Source organism: Niveispirillum fermenti (assembly GCF_052474395.1).
The window spans coordinates 2256182-2277011 of sequence record NZ_CP156681.1 but is presented as its reverse complement, the minus strand read 5'-3'; the positions used below and the strand labels follow the sequence as shown (position 1 = coordinate 2277011).

Here is a 20830-nt window from a genome sequence, read left to right as displayed (position 1 = left end):
ATGCAGGAATAATCACGGGTCCCGGCGGTCCAGACCCCAGCTTCCCCAACTTCCCGGTGTGCTGTATCGCCGCTCGATGGCGGATGCGCGGCCATCCCCGATGATGTTGTCCAGCGCCTTTTGCATCCGTGCCACGGTGGCGGGCGGCAGGCGTTTGTTGCAGGCCATGGCGCCAGTGGACCGGGTCAGCCGCATCACCATGCGCACCGGAACCTCCGCCTGCCGCGCCTGATAGGGCGCAGCCCAGGCACCGCCGGCGAAAAGGTCGGCCTGGCCGTTGAACAGAGCACCGATCTCCGCCGCGCCTTCCATCGGTACAAGGGTGACACCCGCCACATCGCGTGTCATGTCGCGCAGATGTTTTTCCAGGGCGCCGCCCCCCTGGACGGCGATGCGCAAGCCGGCCAGATCCTCCGGCTTCGTGATCCGCTGCTGGAAACCCAGCGACGCGAACAGGGCCCAGCCCCCCTCCATCAAGGGTCCGACCCATTGATAGAGTGGCTTGCGCTCCTCCGTCAGATTGATGAGAAAAATACAGGCATTGGCCGTGCGGCCCAGCACGGCTTCCGCCTCCAGCCAGGGCAGAATACGGTATTCATGCGCAATGCCTGTTTCCTGCATGATCAGCCGGACCTTGTCGGCCGCCAGCCCCACAAGCTCACCGGTCAGCGCATCTTCAAAATTGGCCGGGGGGTTGGTCTCGGTGAGCAGCAGCAGTTCTTTTCCACCGGCTGCCATCACCGGCACCGCCGACCAAAGGCCAAGTGCCGCCACCATCGAACCCGCCCCCAGCCACCGCAGCAGGCCCCTTGCCGTTTTCCTGTTGGACACCACCGCCAACCCGCTCACAACCCTTGGATTGAAACCATGTCCGATCTTATCGGACAACCTGCAGTACGCCTCACCTTTTCCGCCTATGCAACGACAAAATTGGCATCCGCGACCTTCGGTCTATGCCCCAAAGAATAATACCAACGTATGTATCAATTATTAATAATTCCCCGGACTGCGTAGCGTCGGGTTGGCCAGCGGACCGGGCTCAGGCCATCAGCATCCAGCCCGCTTCCATGGCTTCCGGACCGGCCAGGCCCAGCGCCTCCCAGGCGGCGACCGCGCCGCCGGCACCCGTTGCCTGGACCGTATCGCCGGCATCAACCGTTACGGTGATGCGATAATCCAGACGCCGCGATGAATAATCGCGCAGTTCCAGATACACATCTTCGGCCTGCTGCGTGAATATCCGGACCGACAGCCCGGACGGGCGCGCCATGTCGCTGGTGACGACGACATTATCCTGCCCGCGCGTCAGCAACTGGGCCATAGGCATGATACCGGCCAGACCGGGAAATTCCAGCGTGATCTTGTAATTGGTATAGGCCGCGCCCCGGAACATGAACCAATCATTGTCGCCCGATTCGGACAGGATACCCGTCATCGCCTGTTCCACGATCAGGCGATGGTCAGCCTGATCGGTTCCGAACGGTGTTCCGCCGACGGGAGCCGACAGATAGGCAGCGACCGCGGCAGCCTGCCAGCCCTCCCCCGTAATATCATGGGTCATGGCATAGGCGGCAGTGTCGAAGGCACCGGCCGTGCGGCCCTCCGCAAAGCCGGACAGCAGGTAGTGCCGGGTCAGGGCTGCCGCATCATGCCCCACGCTGGCAGCCAGGTCAGGGTTCGACCCCAGATAATCATATGGGTTGAACCGGTCCGTGGCCCGCCCCTCCCCCGCACCATGGGCGAAATAATGGGCATAGGCGGCGTTGCCGTCGCCGCCGAACGCACGAACCAGATCGGGATGGGAGGCCAGATAGATCGCCGGATCGAAGGAAATCTCCCGATATTCCTTGTATCCGTAATGCACGTAATGGGCGACACCGGCCGCCGCATCCAGGCCGAAGGCCGCCCGCAGATCAGCATAGGAAGCGATGTAGGAGAGGCCCGAGAAGCTGACCCCCTGCCCCATCGCAGCACCGGTCTGGATGAAGTCCAGCATGCCGCCGGCCCGGCTGACGCCGATCAGGTCGAGCCGGGCCGGATCGGACGCCAGATAGGCCATGGCATCGAAGCCCGATACCGTCCGTCCCTCGCGCAGGCCATAGGTGACGTAATGCTGCATGGCCGCCGTGGCATCCAGTCCGAAGGCGCCGATCAGGTCCAGATTACTGGCCAGATAATCCAGCGCGTCGAAACCGTCGGCCAGCCGGCCTTCCGCCTGCCCGAACGTGATCCAGTGACTGCGCGCTGCATCGGTATCCGGGCCGAAGGCCGCGATCAGGTCCGGGTTCGAAGCGAGATAGAGCAGGCTGTTGAAATCCAGGGCCGCCATCTGTTCGCGCGTCAGGCTTTCCGACGAGCCCAGAAACCGGAAATTCTCCACATTGCTGACCAGCGCGCTGCCGGCCGGTCCCTTGATCAGCAGGCTGCCATCGATGGTGGTGACGATGCGATAATCGCTGGTGCGGCCCGGCAGATGGACGATGTCTTCCCCGCCCCCGCCATCCACGGTGTCATTGCCGCCGCCCAACAGCAGGATGGTGTCATTGCCGCCACCGGTGACGATATGATTGTCCAGCGCATTGTCGCGGACCGTATCGGCCCCGGTCCCGGTCGCCACACGGGAGATGAAGGTGCCGACCGCCAGCGACAGGTTGCGGGCCAATCCGGCCACATCGGAATAGCTGCCGGGCCGCATATCGACACTGGATTGCGCGGCGAAGCCTGACAGGTCCAGCGTATTACGCCCTCCCCCATCCCAGATGGCGACCACGGGCTGACGGTTGATCGTGAAATCAAAGACAGAGCGGCCGGCCGTGCTGTTGAAGCCATAGACCGTGTCACCGTCACGGGTGGCATAGTTGCGACCATAGAAATCCTGCACGGCCAGGATATCATACATCATGGGCGTAGAAGCATAGCGAGACCCGTGATTGGCACCCGTATTGCCTGCGCTGAAATACGACATCAGGGTGTATTGCGCGCTGTCCTGATAAAAATCGGCATTATTGGCATAGGTCACAGGCCTGTTGCTGCCGGACGCATTGTAGTCGCCGGGGTGCAACAGGCCCAGCGTATGCCCGATCTCGTGCAGCAGGGCGGAGAAATCGTAATGGCCGGGCGTGTTCCCCGACCATGTGTCCCCGGTACCGTGATTGACCCAGAGCGGCCGCGTCGTACCCGACGTGAAGGCGAAACCCCAGACGCCGCTGCTGATCGTGTCGGAATTGGCGAAAGTGATCTGTCCCTGCCGGGCCGACGGAGCGGCATTCTCGACAAAGGTCAGCCGGGCCACATCGGACCACAGATCCAGCGCCAGGCGCGCGGACTGCATCTGCGCTGTGGTGAAACTGTTGAAGCCGGCATAGTCCGCCCCGCTGCTGCCGGCCGGCCGCGTCACGGGAAAGCTGAAGCCGATGCTGCGTCCGGGCGCCCAGGCGCCCCCGTCGGCATCCTGCAGACGGTCGATGAACGCCGCATCCGACAGGACAGGCTTGCCCCCCGCCCCTGATGCCATCGCGGCCAGTTCCGCCATCGTGATGGCATGGGCCCCAGCCCCTATGCCGCACAGCACGCACATGCCCGCCCCCATCGCCCGAACCCCAAAAAAGGTAGCAGCCGGTGGCCGGCAGCAACAGCAACCGAAAGGATGTCCGCATCCTTTTTCAACCGCCGTCCGCGAAATCAGCAATCCCGACACGGCCCTTGTCTGCTAAATAGCCCCCGTGCAGCCACGGGAGACCTTACGCGCCATGACCAAGCCCGTCCTTTACCGCAACGCCCGCATCATCGACCCGGCCAGCGGCCTGGATCAGGTGGGCGACCTGCTGACGGTCGGCACCCGTGTCGCCGCCCTGGGACCCGATGCCACCGCCAACGGCGTGCCGGACGGGGCGGAGACCGTGGATGCCACGGGCCTGGTGCTGGCCCCCGGCCTGGTCGACCTGCGGGTGCAGGTGGGCGAACCGGGGCTGGAGCATAATGAGACGATCCTGACGGCCAGCCGCAGTGCGGCGGCCGGCGGCATCACCGCGCTGGCCACCCTGCCCAATACCGACCCCGTCATCGATGACGTGGCCGGGCTGGAATTCATCGCACGGCGGGCGCGGGAAACGCGGCTGGTCAAGATTTTCGCCTATGGCGCCGTGACGCGGGAAACCGCCGGCAAGGAACTCAGCGAGATCGGCCTGCTGGAGGAAGCCGGGGCCGTCGGCTTCACCGATGGCGGCCCCATTGCCGACCCGGCCCTGATGCGCCGTGCCCTGGCCTATGCCAACGGGTTCGGCCAGACCATCTTCCAGCATCCCAGCGAGCCACGTCTGGCCGGCGGCGTGATGAATGCCGGGGAGATCGCCACCCGCCTGGGACTGGCCGGCATCCCACCCATGGCCGAGGTGATCATGCTGGAACGCGACCTGCGGCTGGTGGAGATGACGGGCGGGCGCTATCACGCGGCCAACATCTCCACCGCGGAATCCGTGGCCGTCATCCGCCGGGCCAAGCAGCGCGGGCTGAAAATCACCTGCGACACGGCCCCGCCCTATTTCGCGCTGACCGAAGCCGACATCGGGGATTATCGCACCTTCTTCAAGCTGGCGCCGCCGCTGCGCAGCGAAACGGACCGGCGCGCCATCGTGGACGGGCTGGCCGACGGCACGATCGATGCCATCACGTCCGACCACCAGCCACATGACCAGGACAGCAAGCGCGTACCCTTCGCCCAGGCGGCTTTCGGCGCCGTCGGGCTGGAAACGCTGCTGCCGCTGACCCTGGAACTGGTCCATAAGGGCGCATTGCCGCTCGTCCGCGCGTTGGCGGCCCTGACCAGCATCCCGGCCGCCATCCTGGGCCGCGGCACGCTGGGCCGGCTGTTCGCCGGCGGCCCGGCGGACATCGTCCTGTTCGACGAGGGACGCCCCTGGAGGGTGGAGGCGGAAAAGCTGGTATCGAAATCGAAGAACAGTTGTTTCGACCGGCGACCGGTGCAGGGGCTGGTCTTGCGCACGATCGTGGATGGGCGCACGGTGTTCGCCCGCACCTGATACGCGCGCCAGTCGGCGCGGATACCGGGATCAGGATTTCCCGACCCCGGTATGACACGCATCCAGCCGACCAGACCGCCAGCCAACAAGAAGAACCATGCCCATGGCCGATCTATCCCTGCTCTCCTTGTCAATCGCTGCCATCGGCGGCTATCTGCTGGGCTCCATCCCCTTCGGCCTGGTGCTGACGCGGCTGGCCGGATATGGCGACATCCGCCAGATCGGCAGTGGCAATATCGGGGCCACCAACGTCCTGCGCACGGGCAACAAGCTGCTGGCGCTGGCCACACTGGTGCTGGACAGCGGAAAGGGCGCCATCGCCACGCTGGCGGCCTTGTGGCTGGGCGGGGTGGAAGCGGGGATCGCGGCGGCGGCCGGGTCCATGCTGGGCCACAGCTTCCCCGTCTGGCTGGGCTTCAAGGGTGGAAAGGGTGTCGCCACCTCGCTGGGCGTGCTGCTGGCCATTTCCTGGCCCGTGGGACTGGCGGCCTGCGCCACCTGGCTGCTGGCCGCCGCGATCTTCCGCATCTCGTCCCTGTCGGCCCTGATCGCCGTCGGGGCCAGCCCCGTGGTCGGCTGGTTCCTGGCCGGGCCGGCCATCGCGGGACTCTGCCTGTTCATCGCGGCACTGGTCTTCATCCGCCATCACGAGAACATCGCCCGGCTGCTGAAGGGTACCGAACCGCGCATCGGCGCCAGGAAGAAGGAAGCGGCCTGAACGGCTTCCCCCTACCTCCGGCGCCGGCCCCTCATCCCTTCGGCGTGCGATGGACGGACAAGGCCCCCGGCCCCTGGGTCGTGGGCATGATCTCTACCCGATTGACATTGAAGTGCGGCGGCAACGTCGCAACCCATGTCACTGTTTCAGCAACATCTTCTGGCGTCAGCGGCACCGTGTCGGCGTAGACCTTCGCCGCCCGTTCCGCATCCCCCTTGAACCGGACCAGGCTGAAATCGGTCTGGACCATGCCCGGTTCCACCGACGTGACACGCACGCCCGTGCCGGTCAGGTCCGCCCGCAGCGACAGGCTGAACTGGGTCACAAAGGCCTTGGACGCGCAGTAGACATGGCCGCCGGGATAGGGATAAGTGCCGGCAATGGAACTGAGATTGACGATATGGCCGGCACCACGGGCCACCATGCCGGGCAGCACCAGGCCGGTAATGATGGCCAGCGCCTTGTCGTTGGTGTCGATCATCACCTCCCAATCGTCCAGGTCGGCCTTGAAGGCCGGGTCGGCGCCCAGCGCCAGACCGGCATTATTGACCAGCAGGTCGATATCCGTGAAATCGGGCGGCAGGGCGGCCAGCGCCGCCTCCACCGCCTTGCGGTCGCGGACATCGAACTGCATCAGGTGGACCGGCACAGTCAGTTCGTCCAGCAAGCTGTTGAACTTGCTCAAATCCCGCGCCGTCAGGATCAGGCGGGAGCCCAGGGCCGCAAAGCGGCGGGCGAAGGCATGGCCGAAGGCGCCGCTGGCGCCGGTGATCATCACCACCTTCGGGGCATAGGGCACGCTGGTCATTCGGCTGTTCTCCATCTCTGCTGATGCGGCGGTCAGGCGCCGCGCTCGGCCTTCTTGGCCTGCCCCCACAACGCCTCCATCTCGTCCAGACTGGATGCTTCGGGGGTTTTTCCTTTTTCTGCAAGGGCCTGCTCGACGAAGCGGAACCTTCTGTCGAACTTAAAATTGGTGCCACGCAGGGCCGTTTCGGGATCGATGTCCAGATGGCGGGCCAGATTGACCAGCGCGAACAGCAGGTCGCCCAGTTCATCCTGCACACGGGCCTTCTCGGGCCGGGATGCCTTCATCTCGGCCCGCAATTCGCCGATCTCCTCCTCGATCTTGTCCAGGATCTCGTCGGCGCGGGCCCAGTCGAACCCCACGCGGGCGGCGCGCTTTTGCAGCTTCACGGCACGGGTCAGGGCTGGCAGGCCGGGGGTGATGCCGTCCAGGGCCGACGGGGGGATACCGCTGGCCGCGGCCTTTGCGGCCCGTTCCCTGGCCTTCAGTTCCTCCCAATGCCGGGTCTGGTCGTCGGCGGTCTGCACCGACACCTCTGCGAACACATGGGGATGGCGGCTGATCATCTTGTCGGCCGTGTGGGCGGCGATGGCGTCGAAATCGAACAACCCGCGCTCCTTGCCCATCTGGGCATAGAACACGGTCTGGAACAGCAGGTCGCCCAGCTCGTCCTTCACGGCCATCATGTCACCGGACAGGATGGCATCTGCCACCTCATAGGCTTCCTCGATCGTGTGGGGGGCGATGGTGGCGAAATCCTGCTCCAGGTCCCAGGGACAGCCGCCATCGGGATCGCGCAGCCTGGCCATGATGCCCAGCAGCCGGTTGGTATTCTCGGTCATCGCCCTTGCTCCCTCATCCATCCGCGGGATGTCAGGCGGCGACCTTATCGGACGGGGCGCGACGATGCCAGGATTGAACAGGGCATGAAATTCAACGGGGAACGCATGGGACAGGCATATCGCACGCATGGGCCGCGCGCACGGCCACCCCTTTGCGTTCGCCCTCTGTTCCGCCATAGTGCGCCCATGGAACCGCAGCCGACCGCGCCATCCGAAGACGACCTGATCCCCCCCGCCATCGCCGGCTGGTTCCGGGCGCAGGGCTGGGCGCCGCGCCCGCATCAGATCGGCATGGTGGCGGCGGCGCGCGACGGGATGCATGCGCTGCTGATCGCACCGACGGGGGCGGGGAAGACGCTGGCCGGCTTCCTGCCCACCCTGATCGATCTGGCCGAACGCCCGCGCGAGGGGCTGCACACGCTCTATATCTCGCCCCTGAAGGCGCTCGCCGTCGATATCCAGCGCAATCTGGAAGCGCCCATCGCCAGCCTTCGGCTGCCCATCCGGGCGGAGACGCGCACGGGCGACACGCCGGAGGCCAAGCGTGCCCGGCAACGCGCACGACCGCCGCACATCCTGATGACCACGGTGGAAAGCCTGGCGCTCATGCTTTCATACCCCGAGGCGGCGGAGATTTTCCGGCCCCTGCGTCGCATCGTGATCGATGAGCTGCATGCGCTGGCCGGCACCAAGCGGGGTGATCTGCTGGCCCTGGGGCTGGCACGCCTGTCGGGGCTGGCACCACACGCCCTGCGGGCCGGATTGTCGGCCACCGTGGCCGATCCCGACGCGCTGACAGCCTGGCTGTCGCCCACGGGTCGGCTGCATGATGATGAGGGTGAACTGGCGCCCGTGCGCGTGGTCCGCGGCCGGCCGGGCGCCCCGCCGCGGGTGGAAATCCTGGCCACCCGCGAGCATCTGCCCTGGGCCGGACATATGGCCCTGCACGCCATGGCGGAAATATATGATCGCATCCGCCGTCACGGCGTCACGCTGGTCTTCGTGAACACCCGCGCCCAGGCCGAACTGGCGTTTCAGGAACTGTGGCGCCTGAATGCCGACAACCTGCCCATCGCCCTGCACCATGGCAGTCTTGCCGTGGAACAGCGGCGCAAGGTGGAAGCGGCCATGGCGGCGGGCCGCCTGCGGGCCGTGGTGGCCACGTCGTCGCTGGATCTGGGCATCGACTGGGCGGAAATCGATCTGGTGGTGCAGGTGGGTGCGCCCAAGGGCGTGTCCCGCCTGTTGCAGCGCATCGGCCGCGCCAACCATCGGCTGGACGAGGCATCGCAGGCCCTGCTGGTGCCCGGCAACCGGTTCGAGGTCCTGGAATGCGCGGCGGCAGTCGCCGCCATCAAGGCCGGCACGCTGGATGGCGACCGCCCGCGTCCCGGCGCGCTGGACGTGCTGGCCCAGCACGTGACGGGCGTTGCCTGCTCTGCCCCGTTCAATGCTGATACGCTTTATGCCGAAGTGGTCCGGGCCGCGCCCTATGCCGATCTGTCGCGCGACGAATTCGATGATATATTCGATTTCGTGGCCCATGGCGGCTACGCGCTGGCGGCCTATGAACGGTTCAAGCGACTGGTCCAGGACCCGGAAACGGGCCTGTGGCAGGCCGCCAGCGGCATGGTGCAACGGCAATATCGCCTGAATGTCGGCACCATCGTGGAAGAGGTGATGCTGAATGTCCGGCTGAACCGGGGTGCCGTGCTGGGACGGGTGGAGGAATATTTCGTCAACGGCCTGGTGCCGGGCGACAGTTTCGTGTTCGCCGGCCAATTGCTGAAATTCGTCGGGATTCGCGACAATGACGTGATCGTGGCCAAGGGTGGGGACGGCACGCCCAAGGTGCCGGCCTATGCCGGCGGGCGGCTGCCGCTTTCCACCCACCTGGCCGACCGGGTACGCGCGCTTCTGGCCGACCCGGCCCATTGGGACGGGTTTCCCGATGCTGTACAGGAATGGCTGCGGCTGCAACAATACCGCTCCGTCCTGCCCGACCGGGCCGGGCTGCTGGTGGAAAGCTTTCCGCGGAACGGAAAGGAATATCTGGTCGCCTATTGCTTCGAGGGCCGCAACGCACATCAGACACTGGGCATGCTGCTGACCCGCCGGATGGAGCGGGCGGGCCTGCACCCGCTGGGCTTCGTGGCCACCGACTATGTGCTGGCCGTCTGGTCGCTGAAACCGGTGCAGGACCTGGAGGGGTTGTTCGACCAGGACATGCTGGGCGATGATCTGGAAGCATGGATGGAGGAATCATCCATGCTGAAGCGGCTGTTCCGCAATGTGGCCATCATCGCCGGCCTGATCGAACGACGTCACCCGGGACTGGAAAAGACGGGACGGCAGGTGATGTTCAGCGCCGACCTGATCTATGACGTGTTGCGCCGGCACGAACCGGGCCATGTGCTGCTGCGGGCCACCCGGGCCGATGCGGCGGCCGGCCTGACCGATGTGCGCCGGGTGGCCGACATGCTGGCCCGTGTCCGGGGACATATACGCCATCGCCGGCTGGACCGCATTTCCCCGCTGGCGGTGCCCGTCATCCTGGAAATCGGGCGGGAACAGGTGCAGGGCAGCGCCATCGACGCCCTGCTGGACGAGGCCGTGAACGAGATCCTGGAAGAGGCCGTGCCCGAACTGGTCGCCCCCGGCCCGAACGGCCCCTTCCAGGGGCGCCTTCTATAGAGGCGGGGTGATGCGCATCACAGGTGATGCTGCGACCGCATAACTGTTCTGCACTTGAAATCTGCGCAGTGTGGCGACGATCACAGGCATAATTGCGGCAGTGCATCATAAAGGATCACATGAAGTGGCGCGATGGCGCCCTTTCCCGCATGTGAAGAGAAAAGCGATGAGATCGATACTGACACTCGGCGCCATTCTTCTGGCGACCGCCCTTTCCATTCCGGCCCAGGCCGCCCCGGCCGATGATCTGGCCGCCCGTATCGACCGCGCCTGCGTTGCGCCGCTGGCTACTCCCGGCAGCCTGTCACTGACAGACCATGCAAGGGCCGTGGAAAGCTTCGCCGGCCGTACCGACGCCTACCAGAACTGCCTCTATGGCGAACTGAACCGCAACCGCGCGGCCCTGAGCCAGAGCGAGCAGGAAGTGATCGCCGCACGGCTGAGCCGTTCCAGCTACGCACTGCACGCCGCCCGCACGCAATATGCCTCCGCCCTGCGCGCCGCGCGCCTGCCGATGCAGGTGGCGGACAATTCCTGATCCTTTCCCAATCAATCTCCTTTCCCCATCGATCCACCGGGGGGAATGTAAAGGCCGGGTCCCGCGACAGGACCCGGCCTTTTTTCTTTATCGGCAAAGGGCGCCCAAGGGGCCACCCTTCTTCCGCGTCAGCCCAGCACGCTTTCAGCTGACACGACCCGGCCCAAATGCGCGATGCCGGCATGGGTCAGTTCGCCCTTGGCCACGTTCAGCCCGTTGCGCAGATGCACATCATCCTTCAGTGCCTGCACCCAGCCCTTGTCGGCCAGAGCCAGCACGAAGGGGGCCGTCGCGTTGTTCAGCGCGAAGGTGGATGTACGGGCGACAGCGCCCGGCATGTTGGCCACGCAATAATGGATCACGCCATCCACGACATAGGTGGGGTCGGCATGGGTGGTGGCGTGGCTGGTCTCGAAACAACCGCCCTGGTCGATGGCGACATCCACCAGCACGGCACCCTGCTTCATCCGCGCGACCAGATCGCGGCTGACCACCTTCGGCGCCTCCGCACCCGGCACCAGCACGGCGCCGATCACCAGATCGGCCTCCAGCACGGCCTGCTCGATCGTGTCCACATTGGCATAGACGGTGTTCAGGCGGCGCCCGAACTGCTGGTCCAGCTGGCGCAACCGGTCCAGGGACTTGTCCAGCACCGTGACATGGGCTTCCAGGCCCATGGCCATACGGGCGGCATTGGTGCCGACCACGCCGCCACCGATGATGGCAACCTTGGCCGGGGGCGTGCCGGGCACGCCGCCCAGCAGAATGCCGATGCCGCCATAGGATTTCTCCAGGCAATGCGCGCCGGCCTGGATGGACATGCGCCCGGCCACCTCCGACATGGGCGCCAGCAGGGGCAGTCCGCCATTGCGGTCGGTCACGGTTTCATAAGCGATGCAGATCGCACCCGACGCCTGCAACAGCTTGGTCTGTTCCGGATCGGGGGCGAGGTGCAGATAGGTGAACAGCACCTGACCGGGGCGCAGCATCCTGCATTCGCCTGGCTGCGGCTCCTTGACCTTCACGACCATGTCGGCGCGGGCGAATATCTCCTCTGCCGTGTCGACGATGCTGGCACCCGCGGCGACATACTGGTCATCGCTCAACCCGATGGCGGCACCGGCATCCTTCTGCACGATCACCTGATGGCCGTGTACCACGAGCTGACGCACATTGCCGGGGATCAGCCCGACGCGATATTCGTGATTCTTGATCTCTTTGGGAACACCGATGAGCATGGTTATTCTCCCTGTTCGGACGTGAAAAAAGAATACGCCCGAGGGCCGGTGAATGTCCTTGCAAAGACCGGTGCCGGCATGGCCCTATTTCGACGTTTCTTGCATGATTTTCCTGATACACGGTGGAATATGCGGCCAGCCGACCTGGATGCCATTGATCGTCGGATTTTAATCGAGGTACAGGCCGATGGTCGCGTCTCCGTCGCGGACCTGGCCGACCGGGTCGGGCTGTCCCCGTCGGCCTGCCATCGCCGGTTGAAGAAACTTGAGGATGAAGGGGTGATCGAAGGTTATGTCGCCCTGGTCAGCCCGGCCGCCCTGGGGCGCGGCACATCCGTTTTCGTGCAGATCACGCTGGACCGGCAGCAGGACCAGGACTTGCGCGCCTTCGAGGCCAAGGTGATGGAATGCCCGGAGGTGATGGAATGCTATCTGATGGCGGGGGATGCGGATTTCATGCTGCGTGTCGTCGTGGCCGACGGCAGCGATTATGAACGGCTGCACACGCAGACGCTGACCCGGCTGCCCGGTGTGGCGCGGGTGCGATCCAGCTTCACCCTGCGCACGGTGGCCAAGCGGACCACCGTGCCGATGCGATAGAAACGGCCTGCCGCAACCCTGCCCCCCCCGAACCAATGCACCATGGAAACAGTAGGTAACGATATGCAAATCCGCGTCGGCTGTGGCGCCTTCATCCAGGATGATCAGGGACGCCTGCTGCTGGTCAGGCGCCGCCGGAAGCCGGAGGCCGACCATTGGGGGCTGCCGGGTGGCAAGGTGGATTTCCTGGAACGGGTGCCCGACACGATCGTGCGGGAAATCCGGGAAGAACTGGACGTTGATATCGCGTTGACCGGCCTTCTGTGCGTCGTCGACCAGATCGACCCGGCAGGCCCCAGCCACTGGGTCAACCCCGTCCACCGGGCGCGGATCATCCGGGGGGCGCCCCGCGTGATGGAACCCGATGCGCTGGCGGACTGGGGCTGGTTCCATCCGGATGCCCTGCCCGGGCCGCTCACGCTGTCCACGCGCGTGGCGGTGGCGGCGGCCCGCGATGACGGGACGGCCGGTCACGACGACTGAATCCGCGCAACTCATACTATTTTGCGATGAGTTCTACTCATCGCAAGGTGATATCAGAACGCCTGTTCGTACTGGTCAGGCTTGAAGCCCACCAGCAGCCGGCCGTCGCCCAAATCCAACACCGGGCGCTTGATCATGCTGGGCTGGTCCAGCATCAGCGCGATGGCCTTTGCCTGATCGATATCCTGCCGGGCGGCGTCGGGCAGCTTGCGGAAGGTCGTGCCGGCGCGGTTCAGCAGAACCTCCCACCCGACCTGCGATGCCCAGGCCGACAGCCGTTCATGATCGATGCCCGACTGCTTGTAATCATGAAAGCGGTAGGCGACCCCCCGGGCGTCCAGCCAGGTCCGGGCCTTCTTCATCGTGTCGCAGTTCTTGATGCCATAGATCGTGACGTCGCCCGGCATGGGTCTTCTTCCTGTCTGGTTCATTGCTGTACGGGATTGCCGGCACGGGGCTTCCGGGCCCGCCGGCTGCGCGCCCTCTCCTACCCCGCCAGTTCGTCCCTGGCCAGATCGAGCATGGGTAGAAAGGCCGTGTGTTCCTGGGCGCCGGACAGGGCATAGCGCCGGTCGAAGATATAGCAGGGAACGGCCTGCACCCCGAGTTGCCGCGCCTGGCTGTCGCTGCCGCGCACGGCGGCGACATCGCCGTCACCTGCCAGATAATCGGCGACGGCATCACCATCCAGCCCGTTTTCGCTGGCGATGACGCGCAGTTCATCCCTGTCGCCAATGTCCCTGCCCTGCTGGAAATGCGCATGGAACAGGGCCAGGGTAAGGTTCGTCGCCTTGCCGAACCGCTCGGCAAAGCGGACCAGCCGGTGGGCCTGCAAAGTGCTGGGTATGCGCTTGACCAGATCCAGGCGCAGGGACAGGCCATCGCGCGCCGCCGCCTGTTCAACCACGGCACTCATCTGCCGCGCCCGCTCGACGCCACCGAACTTCGCCGTGAAATACAGGTCGCGGGACATGCCGGATGGCGGCAGGTCGGGGTTCAACTGGAACGGCATCCAGCGGATGTCCACGCGCACGCCCGGCCTTTCCGCCAACGCACGATCCAGCCGGACGGTGCCCAGAAAACACCAGGGACAGACAAGGTCGGAATAGATTTCGATCAGCATCGGGATAACCGCCCCTTCCAGATGGCCCAGCATAGGATACAAGGCCGCCCCCGGCGAGGGGGGATGGCCATGCGCATGGGAGATAACTTGCGCCACCCGCCGCCGGCGATCATGATGCACGTGACAGTTTCATGACATCCGAGGGGCGGATAACGGATGGGGCAGAAAGGCATGATCGCGCCGCAGGTGGCCGCCTGTTTCGTCAGCCATGCCACGATCCTTCTGGCGGTCAACCTCGCGCACGACCCTGATCCCGTGCTGGCCCGACACCTGCCGGCAACCATTCCGCCGGCCGAGGACCTGCTGGATGAACGGGTGCTGATCGATCAGGTGATCCGCGCGCCCCAGGGCGACAAGAGGCTGGACGGCACGCTGGCATGGCTGGAACAGGTCTGGTTCACGATGACCGACCAGGCATCGCTGCACCCTCTGGTCCTGTGTGAACTGGATAGGCGCCGCGATACACCGGTGATCTTCGAACTGGATGGCGACATGGCGCGCGCCGCGGACATGCTGCATCATCTGGCGCGGCAATGCCGGGGCTTATGCGATGTGACAGGCCTGACGGAGGTGTCTGACCTGGCGCGGCAATGGCTGGTGGATCGCCGGCAGGAAAGGCTTTCGCACCTGGCGCAGCAATGCCGCTTCCTTCTGGAGAAGGGGGAGGAACAGGATGGCGAAAGGCCGTCGGCCGAACTGCTGCGCCGTATCCTGCTGCTGGCCCTGGAAGGCACGATGCCGGCCGCCGACTATCTGGCCCTGCATGTCGGCCCCCAGGCCGGGGGCCGGTGGGACATGGCGGAACTGACGCGGCTGGTGCGCCGACGTTACCCGCTGCTGCGCCGGGCGGATGTGGAGGCCATGGCCGCAGCCCTGCCGCCAGCCCGGCACAGCGCGGTGGCCTGACCCATTCCATTCCGGCGCACTGGCACCTCCATGCCCCCTCTGGCCCCCCGCAACAATCCCCAACTGGCCTTGAAGCGCCGGCCCCGATGCCGTTTGCTGCCGAACTGGAACGGCTTTCCTTGGACTGCAAACCGATCCGGCGGCGACTGCCACAGCGCCGCTCGTGCGGCGTCGCCAAGCCAACGGATGTTGGCGCCGGCATTTGAGGGCGGTGATCAGAGCCAACAGGTTCTGGTCAGCGGAAATAAGCTCTGGAAAGCCAACGGAAGCGGAGGGAGACGAATTGCACAGGTTCGAAAAATGGGTGCGCCTGACATCACTGGCCGTCGGCATGATGGCTTCCTCCCTGCCAGTCCTCGCGGCAAAGGTGGATAGCGTCAAGCTCATGCAGAGCCGCGAGGCCGTCTCGGTCCAGGTCACCGACCTGTCACCGCGCTTCCTTGACTTCCACGGAGCGGCAGCGGGGCTGGATGGCGAGACACGCTGGGCCCTGTGGCAGGAAAGGTACGGTTTCGCTGCCATTCCGCCGACGCCGGAGGGGATGGCCATCGCACGGCGGCTGCTGGACGAAGCATGGAACCGTTATCCGGAAGCCATGCCCGCGATCCGGGCCGGCGCCGCCGGGATGAAGCCGTCACCGCTCGACATCCTGCTGGAAGTGACGCGCCTGTTTGATTGGCACGACCCCGTCCGTGTGGATGTCGTCGCCTTCGTCGGCGGATTCGAGGCCAACGCCTTCACCGCGGCCCGCAATGGCATCGCAATGGTGGCCATCCCGCTGGAGATCGATGGCGGGCAGCGTGATCTTCTGCTTCTGCACGAAATGACGCACGCCGCCCAGATCGCCATGGGCGTCATGTCCGGTGGCTGGGAGCGGGAGGTCGGGGTCACCGTCCTGACCGAGGGGCTGGCCTGCATGACCGTGAAACAATTGCGGCCAGGGCGGAAGGATGAGGATTACGTCGCCCATCGGCCCGGCTGGTATGACGAGGCGATGGCGAAGGCGCCCGCCATCCTGCGCGGCATCCGCGGCGCCCTTTCCGACAAGGACAGCGACAGCGTTTTCCGCTTCACCATGGGGACCGGCACGACGGGCACGGAGCGGGAGGCCTATATCGCCGGCTGGCTGGTCGTGAACCGGCTGCTGGCCGACGGCTGGACCTTCCCCCGTCTGGCCCGCGTTCCGGAAGCGGAAATGAGTGCGCTGGTCGCCGCCACGATCGACATGATCCTGGCGGATACGAACTGAGAATGGCAAAGACCGTCCCGCGGCCGCCCCCTGTCATTCGACAGGCGATGGCAGCGGGCCAGTCGCCGTTGCTGATCTTATCGTGGTTTAGGTGATTTACGGCGCGTTCAGGGCGGTGGCCAGGGCCTGCGCCTCCGGCCGGTAGAAATGCCGATCGACCAGAATGGCGCGCGGGCTGGTCTGCTGGCCATAGAACTTGTCGTTGAACTCCCGCCGCGGCGCGATGACGGACCCTTCGATGGCCATGCCGCCGAACAGGCCGCTGGTCTTTGAATAGACATAGATATCGGCCGACAGGCCCACGGCATAGGAGGCCCCCACGCCCGTGCCCAGTTCACCGATGGCGACATTGGCATCCGCACCCAGCTTCACCTTGCGGTCCAGCACGGCGTCCAGACCCTTCTGCGTCATGATCACCATCATCATTTCCGATGCCTGCCCCCCGAACTGAAGGCCGAAGCTGGCCTCTGCCAAGGTGTAGAAGGCCGGGCCGCTCCAGGCGCCATCATCGCCGCGGGCAACCATGACACCCGTGCCCCCGCCCCCGCCGATGAAAAAACCAGCCTGGATGACATTGGGCATGATCAGCACGGCCCGCGCCCGGCCGACCAGGGTCTTCAAATCCTTGTATTGCGGGTCCGTCAGCAGGGTCAGGGCCGTCACCCGCGCCCGCTCAACCATGAGTTCGGGTTCCGTCAGGGCCTGGGCCGGACGCACCAGGGCGGTAACCGCCAGGGTCAGGCCGAACAGGGCCATCACGAAACGCTTCATCTTGCTGCTCCCTTACTATAGGCAACCATCTTTTCATGCCCGCAATGCCTAGCCAAGGCAAGCGGCCCTAACAGGGCGGAATATTGGCACCGATAAGGCGCCATTGGCCATCCCCCCCGCCCTCCATAGCCATATGGTCCAACCGGAACAGGTGCCAGTGATCCACGGCAACGGCCAGCGCCGCCCCCGGCGTCAGGCCCAGCGCCAGCGCCAGGGCGGCACGGATGGGCCCGGCATGGCCGACCATCACGACATCGCGACCGGCAAGGGCCACCGTCTCCCGCCGGATGGCTGCCGCCACCCGCCCGGACAGGGCGGCGAAACTTTCGCCGTCCGGTGGCGCATTGCCGGCCGGGTCGTGCCAGAATTGTTCGGCTGTCGCCCGCTCGTTCTCCCAAACCTCCGCATGCGTCCGGCCCTGCCACCGACCGAAATCCTGCTCCGTCAGGTCGGCGACGCAGCGGGTCGCCACGCCGGGGGCCAGCACGGCAGCCGACCGGATGCTGCGCACCAGGGGACTGGTCAACCAGACAGCATCCGCAGGCAGGCGATGACGGGCGCCATTGATCATTTCGATATCGGAAAGATCCACATCCACGTCCAGCCGCCCCGCCATGGCGCCCGGGGGCAGCCGAAGGGGGGCATGCCGTATCCACCACCAGCGGGTGACCAAGCCGGCAAGGGTCATGTCGAAACCGGAATGAGCGCGGCCAGGCCCAGCAGGAAGGCGATTTCCGCCATTTGCTGCCCGGCCCCCAGCACATCACCGGTGATCCCGCCGATCTGCCGGCGGGCCAGCCGCGTCAGGGCCCAGACGGCAGCGGCCGAACCCGCCATGATCCCCAGGCTGGACAACCCGCTTTCAAGGTTCAGCTTGCCCAGCGCCGAACTGGCCAGGGTGAAACCGATCAGCAGGGCGACCAGGGCGCGGGCCCGGTCGGGCCGGCCCTGGCCGGCCGAGACACCCTGGCTCCTGGCATCGGGCAAGGCCAGCTTCATCAGCGGCAGCAGGCCACGCGAAAAGGCGTGTGCCCCGATCAGGGCCAGTGCGACGGTCCGGGGATCAGCCAGCGTGGCCAGCACACCGACCCTTGCCAGCACCGCCAGGATCAGCGCCATGGCGCCATAGGTCCCGACGCGGCTGTCCTTCATGATGGAAAGCTTCGATGCCGTATCGCGGCCGCCACCGAAGCCATCGGCCACATCGGCCAGCCCGTCCTCGTGCAGGGCACCGGTCAGCCAGGTCAGGGCCGCCACGGTCACCACGGCCGCCAGGGCCGGTGACAGGCCGGTCATGCAAAGCAACCAGAAGGACAATCCGCCGCCGGCCCCGATCAGCCCGCCAACGATCGGAAACCAGGGCAGCGCACGGCGATCCAGGTCCGCCGGCCACTCCCCCTTCCAACGCAGGGGCAGCCGGGTCAGGAAGATCACGGCGGCCATGAATTCCGCAAGCGGCTGTGGCCTGTGCTGCTTTGTTGCATCGCTCATGACATCGGTATAGGCCAGTGTGACTTTCACCGCCAGCACCGTTCCGGCCCCGGCCGGGAGGGCCAGCCGGTAACCATGTTCAGACACGTCACCCAGGAAGGCGCCATGTCCGGCCATCACGACCATTCCCATCACCATCATGATGACGGCCTGCCCAGCCTGGACGAAATCCGCCGCGTGCTGCCGGAACTGCCGGGACCCGACCTTGAATCCGCCACCGCCGCCCTGCAGCGCGAACAGACATTGCTGAAGCCGGCGGGCGCGCTGGGCCGGCTGGAGGAACTTGTGCAGTGGCTGGCCACATGGCAGGCCAAGGCGCCGCCGGAACTGACCCACCCCCGCATCGTAGTGTTCGCCGGCGCGCATGGCATCGCGGCCCAGGGCGTGTCAGCCTATCCCCCGGCCGTCACGGGCCAGATGGTGCAGGCCTTCATCAATGGTCACGCGGCCATCAACCAGTTGGCCGAATTGCACGATGCCGACCTGCGCGTGCATGAGATGGACCTGGACAACCCCACACAGGATTTCACCCAGGGTCCGGCCATGAACGAGGCGGCCTGCGCCCGTGCCGCCGCCTATGGCATGATGGCCGTGGAGCCGGGCCTGCACCTGCTGTGCCTGGGGGAGATGGGGATCGGCAATACGACATCGGCCGCCGCCTTGTGCGCCGCGCTTTTCGGCGGGCCGGCATCCGATTGGGTCGGCCCCGGCACCGGCGTGGATGCGGAAGGCGTGAAGCGCAAGATCGCCGTGGTGGAAGCCGGACTGGCCGCCAATCCGTCGGCGCTGACCGACCCGTTCGAAGCGCTGCGCTGTCTGGGGGGACAGGAACTGGCCGCCATCATGGGGGCCATCATCGCCAGCCGGCTGGCCCGCGTGCCGGTCGTGCTGGACGGTTTCGCCTGCACCGCTGCGGCGGCCGTGCTGTACAAGGCCGATCCGAAGGCGCTGGACCATTGCATCGTCGCCCATCGCAGCGCCGAACCTGGCCATACCCGCCTGCTGGCCGCCATCAACAAGCGTCCCCTGTTCGATTTCGACATGCGACTGGGCGAGGGCTCAGGCGCGGCCCTGGCCATTCCCGTGCTGAAATCCGCCCTGGCTTGTCACCTGAACATGGCCACCTTCGCCGAGGCGGGCGTGGCCCAGAAGGGTGAACGCCCGGCCGGCGCCATGCATTGACCCGGGGGGATCCAAGGCATGACCGGCATCGTCATCGACCGTGCCCTGCGGGCGCAATGCCAGACCTTCCTGCAGGGACACGGGGCCGTCACCCCACGCATCTGGATGGAACGGATGCTGGCCATGCCGGAAATGGACCTGCCCGGCGATGAATATGGTGCCGGCCCCACCGTCACCGCCCTTCAGGATCAGGTGGCGGGGCTTCTGGGCAAACCGGCAGCGCTGTTCTTTCACAAGGCGGTGGTGGGACAGCAGGCCGTGCTGTTCGCGCACCGGGAACGCACGGGCCGGCGACTGGTGGCCGTCCATCCGCAAAGTCACATCGCCATCGACGAGACCGATGCCGTGGAGCGGCTGAGCGACATCCGGCTGGCCCGCATCGGCCCGGACGATGCGCCTTTCACGCTGGCCGACCTGCAAGGAATACACGAGCCGCTGGCCGCCGTCGTCGTGGAACTGCCGCTGCGCAATGCCGGCTTCCGGGCCACGTCCTGGACGGAACTGGTGGCCATATCCCAATGGTGCCGCGATCAGGGCATCGCCTTCCACCTGGACGGTGCCCGCCTCTGGGAGACGCAACCCTGGTACGGCCGCACGCTGGCGGAAATCGCCGCCCTGGCCGACAGCGTCTATGTCAGCCTTTACAAGGGGTTGGGCGCGCCGGGCGGTGCCATCATCGCCGGCCCCGCCGATCTGCTGGCTATGGCGACGCCCTGGCGCAGCCGCATGGGTGGCAATCTCTACAGCGCCTTTCCCTATATCCTGGGTGGGCTGGACGGTTTGCGCCGGTTCCTGCCACGCATGGCCGATTACCATGCCCATGCCATGGCGCTGGCCGCCGCGCTGGACGAACGCGACGCACCCCGGGCCGCAGACCGGGTGATGTGCAATTCCTTCCGGCTGGTCTGGCCCGTGGATGCCTCCGCCCTGGCAGATATCCTGGCCATGACGGCCCGTACCGACCGGTTTTGGGCGTTCGGCCGGGTTGTGCCCTTGCCGGTACGGGATTATTGCTACACCGAAATGGTGGTTGGCGAGGCGGCGATGCTGCACGCGCCGTCTGCCCTTGCCGACCGGTTCGCAACCTGGCTGGCCGCCGCAAGGGCGGTATCCGCCAAGGCTGGGTGACCCGGCCGGCCCCGCATGCT

Annotated in this window: 20 protein-coding genes; 10 read left to right on the top strand and 10 right to left on the bottom strand. The window is 66.0% G+C overall.

Features of this window, described 5'->3' with window-relative positions:
- Positions 1-12: 12 nt before the first annotated feature.
- Both ABC728_RS21815 and ABC728_RS21810 read right to left on the bottom strand, forming a co-directional pair.
- Positions 13-831 carry a substrate-binding periplasmic protein gene (locus ABC728_RS21815; RefSeq protein ID WP_416617319.1) on the bottom strand — a complete coding sequence of 273 codons (819 nt, stop codon included), beginning with the start codon at positions 829-831 and terminating at the stop codon, positions 13-15.
- A gap of 208 nt (positions 832-1039) precedes the next feature.
- Entirely contained in the window at positions 1040-3577 is a 2538-nt protein-coding gene (locus ABC728_RS21810) for a M10 family metallopeptidase C-terminal domain-containing protein (RefSeq protein ID WP_416617320.1), read from the bottom strand.
- Between the two features lie 172 nt (positions 3578-3749).
- Between ABC728_RS21810 and pyrC the strand changes: the two genes are divergently transcribed.
- Positions 3750-5039, top strand: coding sequence for a dihydroorotase (gene pyrC, locus ABC728_RS21805; protein ID WP_416617321.1), 1290 nt, complete (start codon positions 3750-3752; stop codon positions 5037-5039).
- A 103-nt stretch (positions 5040-5142) separates the two neighbouring features.
- Positions 5143-5757 carry a glycerol-3-phosphate 1-O-acyltransferase PlsY gene (gene plsY / locus ABC728_RS21800; protein ID WP_416617322.1) on the top strand — a complete coding sequence of 205 codons (615 nt, stop codon included), beginning with the start codon at positions 5143-5145 and terminating at the stop codon, positions 5755-5757.
- 31 nt (positions 5758-5788) lie between these two features.
- Here the strand turns inward: plsY and ABC728_RS21795 are convergent, their stop codons facing one another.
- Both ABC728_RS21795 and mazG read right to left on the bottom strand, forming a co-directional pair.
- Positions 5789-6565: an SDR family NAD(P)-dependent oxidoreductase gene (locus ABC728_RS21795; protein WP_416617323.1), complete on the bottom strand. Its 777-nt coding sequence runs from the start codon at positions 6563-6565 to the stop codon at positions 5789-5791.
- A gap of 32 nt (positions 6566-6597) precedes the next feature.
- Positions 6598-7407, bottom strand: a complete 810-nt coding sequence (gene mazG, locus ABC728_RS21790; protein ID WP_416617324.1) for a nucleoside triphosphate pyrophosphohydrolase — start codon at positions 7405-7407, stop codon at positions 6598-6600.
- A gap of 186 nt (positions 7408-7593) precedes the next feature.
- Between mazG and ABC728_RS21785 the strand changes: the two genes are divergently transcribed.
- Complete coding sequence (locus ABC728_RS21785) at positions 7594-10101, top strand: ligase-associated DNA damage response DEXH box helicase (protein ID WP_416617325.1); 2508 nt, start codon at positions 7594-7596, stop codon at positions 10099-10101.
- 166 nt (positions 10102-10267) lie between these two features.
- A complete protein-coding gene (locus ABC728_RS21780; RefSeq protein ID WP_416617326.1) occupies positions 10268-10639 on the top strand; it encodes a hypothetical protein in 372 nt (123 codons plus the stop codon).
- A gap of 128 nt (positions 10640-10767) precedes the next feature.
- Here the strand turns inward: ABC728_RS21780 and ald are convergent, their stop codons facing one another.
- The gene (ald, locus tag ABC728_RS21775) at positions 10768-11877 is read right to left on the bottom strand and encodes an alanine dehydrogenase (RefSeq protein WP_416617327.1); all 1110 of its coding nucleotides are present in this window, start codon (positions 11875-11877) and stop codon (positions 10768-10770) included.
- A gap of 129 nt (positions 11878-12006) precedes the next feature.
- Between ald and ABC728_RS21770 the strand changes: the two genes are divergently transcribed.
- Positions 12007-12477, top strand: a complete 471-nt coding sequence (locus ABC728_RS21770) for an Lrp/AsnC family transcriptional regulator (protein WP_416617328.1) — start codon at positions 12007-12009, stop codon at positions 12475-12477.
- A gap of 63 nt (positions 12478-12540) precedes the next feature.
- Positions 12541-12960, top strand: a complete 420-nt coding sequence (locus ABC728_RS21765) for an NUDIX domain-containing protein (protein WP_416617330.1) — start codon at positions 12541-12543, stop codon at positions 12958-12960.
- 53 nt (positions 12961-13013) lie between these two features.
- On the opposite strand, the gene ABC728_RS21760 is transcribed toward ABC728_RS21765, so the two are convergent.
- Both ABC728_RS21760 and ABC728_RS21755 read right to left on the bottom strand, forming a co-directional pair.
- Positions 13014-13367, bottom strand: coding sequence for an ArsC family reductase (locus tag ABC728_RS21760; RefSeq protein WP_416617331.1), 354 nt, complete (start codon positions 13365-13367; stop codon positions 13014-13016).
- An 80-nt stretch (positions 13368-13447) separates the two neighbouring features.
- The gene (locus ABC728_RS21755; RefSeq protein ID WP_416617332.1) at positions 13448-14083 is read right to left on the bottom strand and encodes a DsbA family oxidoreductase; all 636 of its coding nucleotides are present in this window, start codon (positions 14081-14083) and stop codon (positions 13448-13450) included.
- A 171-nt stretch (positions 14084-14254) separates the two neighbouring features.
- Here ABC728_RS21755 and ABC728_RS21750 point away from each other — a divergent pair, with 171 nt between their 5' ends.
- Complete coding sequence (locus ABC728_RS21750) at positions 14255-14989, top strand: hypothetical protein (protein WP_416617333.1); 735 nt, start codon at positions 14255-14257, stop codon at positions 14987-14989.
- A gap of 283 nt (positions 14990-15272) precedes the next feature.
- Entirely contained in the window at positions 15273-16238 is a 966-nt protein-coding gene (locus ABC728_RS21745; protein WP_416617334.1) for a hypothetical protein, read from the top strand.
- A gap of 96 nt (positions 16239-16334) precedes the next feature.
- Here ABC728_RS21745 and ABC728_RS21740 read toward each other — a convergent pair whose 3' ends face one another.
- The 3 genes from ABC728_RS21740 to cobS all read right to left on the bottom strand — a co-directional run bounded on the left by ABC728_RS21740 (position 16335) and on the right by cobS (position 18617).
- On the bottom strand, positions 16335-17009 hold the full coding sequence (locus ABC728_RS21740; RefSeq protein ID WP_416617335.1) for a lipid-binding SYLF domain-containing protein: 675 nt from the start codon (positions 17007-17009) through the stop codon (positions 16335-16337).
- 67 nt (positions 17010-17076) lie between these two features.
- On the bottom strand, positions 17077-17697 hold the full coding sequence (locus ABC728_RS21735) for a histidine phosphatase family protein (protein ID WP_445376497.1): 621 nt from the start codon (positions 17695-17697) through the stop codon (positions 17077-17079).
- Positions 17694-18617 (bottom strand): adenosylcobinamide-GDP ribazoletransferase, encoded by a 924-nt coding sequence (gene cobS / locus ABC728_RS21730; RefSeq protein WP_416617337.1) that lies wholly within the window; start codon positions 18615-18617, stop codon positions 17694-17696. Before cobS ends, ABC728_RS21735 begins: the two co-directional genes overlap by 4 nt.
- Here cobS and cobT point away from each other — a divergent pair.
- Both cobT and ABC728_RS21720 read left to right on the top strand, forming a co-directional pair.
- Positions 18606-19682, top strand: a complete 1077-nt coding sequence (cobT, locus tag ABC728_RS21725) for a nicotinate-nucleotide--dimethylbenzimidazole phosphoribosyltransferase (RefSeq protein ID WP_416617338.1) — start codon at positions 18606-18608, stop codon at positions 19680-19682. The genes cobS and cobT overlap by 12 nt on opposite strands.
- An 18-nt stretch (positions 19683-19700) precedes the next feature.
- The gene (locus ABC728_RS21720) at positions 19701-20810 is read left to right on the top strand and encodes a threonine aldolase family protein (RefSeq protein WP_416617339.1); all 1110 of its coding nucleotides are present in this window, start codon (positions 19701-19703) and stop codon (positions 20808-20810) included.
- The last annotated feature ends 20 nt before the right edge of the window (positions 20811-20830 follow it).

Bases quoted from the DNA above. Each gene is read 5' to 3' on its own strand.
- ABC728_RS21765 (WP_416617330.1), top strand. From the start codon at position 12,541: ATGCAAATCCGCGTCGGCTGTGGCGCCTTCATCCAGGATGATCAGGGA.
- plsY (WP_416617322.1), top strand. From the start codon at position 5,143: ATGGCCGATCTATCCCTGCTCTCCTTGTCAATCGCTGCCATCGGCGGC.
- ABC728_RS21770 (WP_416617328.1), top strand. From the start codon at position 12,007: ATGCGGCCAGCCGACCTGGATGCCATTGATCGTCGGATTTTAATCGAG.
- cobT (WP_416617338.1), top strand. From the start codon at position 18,606: ATGTCCGGCCATCACGACCATTCCCATCACCATCATGATGACGGCCTG.
- ABC728_RS21810 (WP_416617320.1), bottom strand. From the start codon at position 3,577: ATGTGCGTGCTGTGCGGCATAGGGGCTGGGGCCCATGCCATCACGATG.
- ABC728_RS21785 (WP_416617325.1), top strand. From the start codon at position 7,594: ATGGAACCGCAGCCGACCGCGCCATCCGAAGACGACCTGATCCCCCCC.
- ABC728_RS21780 (WP_416617326.1), top strand. From the start codon at position 10,268: ATGAGATCGATACTGACACTCGGCGCCATTCTTCTGGCGACCGCCCTT.
- ABC728_RS21740 (WP_416617335.1), bottom strand. From the start codon at position 17,009: ATGAAGCGTTTCGTGATGGCCCTGTTCGGCCTGACCCTGGCGGTTACC.
- ABC728_RS21760 (WP_416617331.1), bottom strand. From the start codon at position 13,367: ATGCCGGGCGACGTCACGATCTATGGCATCAAGAACTGCGACACGATG.
- ald (WP_416617327.1), bottom strand. From the start codon at position 11,877: ATGCTCATCGGTGTTCCCAAAGAGATCAAGAATCACGAATATCGCGTC.
- cobS (WP_416617337.1), bottom strand. From the start codon at position 18,617: ATGGCCGGACATGGCGCCTTCCTGGGTGACGTGTCTGAACATGGTTAC.
- ABC728_RS21750 (WP_416617333.1), top strand. From the start codon at position 14,255: ATGATCGCGCCGCAGGTGGCCGCCTGTTTCGTCAGCCATGCCACGATC.
- ABC728_RS21795 (WP_416617323.1), bottom strand. From the start codon at position 6,565: ATGACCAGCGTGCCCTATGCCCCGAAGGTGGTGATGATCACCGGCGCC.
- ABC728_RS21755 (WP_416617332.1), bottom strand. From the start codon at position 14,083: ATGCTGATCGAAATCTATTCCGACCTTGTCTGTCCCTGGTGTTTTCTG.
- ABC728_RS21735 (WP_445376497.1), bottom strand. From the start codon at position 17,697: ATGACCCTTGCCGGCTTGGTCACCCGCTGGTGGTGGATACGGCATGCC.
- mazG (WP_416617324.1), bottom strand. From the start codon at position 7,407: ATGACCGAGAATACCAACCGGCTGCTGGGCATCATGGCCAGGCTGCGC.
- pyrC (WP_416617321.1), top strand. From the start codon at position 3,750: ATGACCAAGCCCGTCCTTTACCGCAACGCCCGCATCATCGACCCGGCC.
- ABC728_RS21720 (WP_416617339.1), top strand. From the start codon at position 19,701: ATGACCGGCATCGTCATCGACCGTGCCCTGCGGGCGCAATGCCAGACC.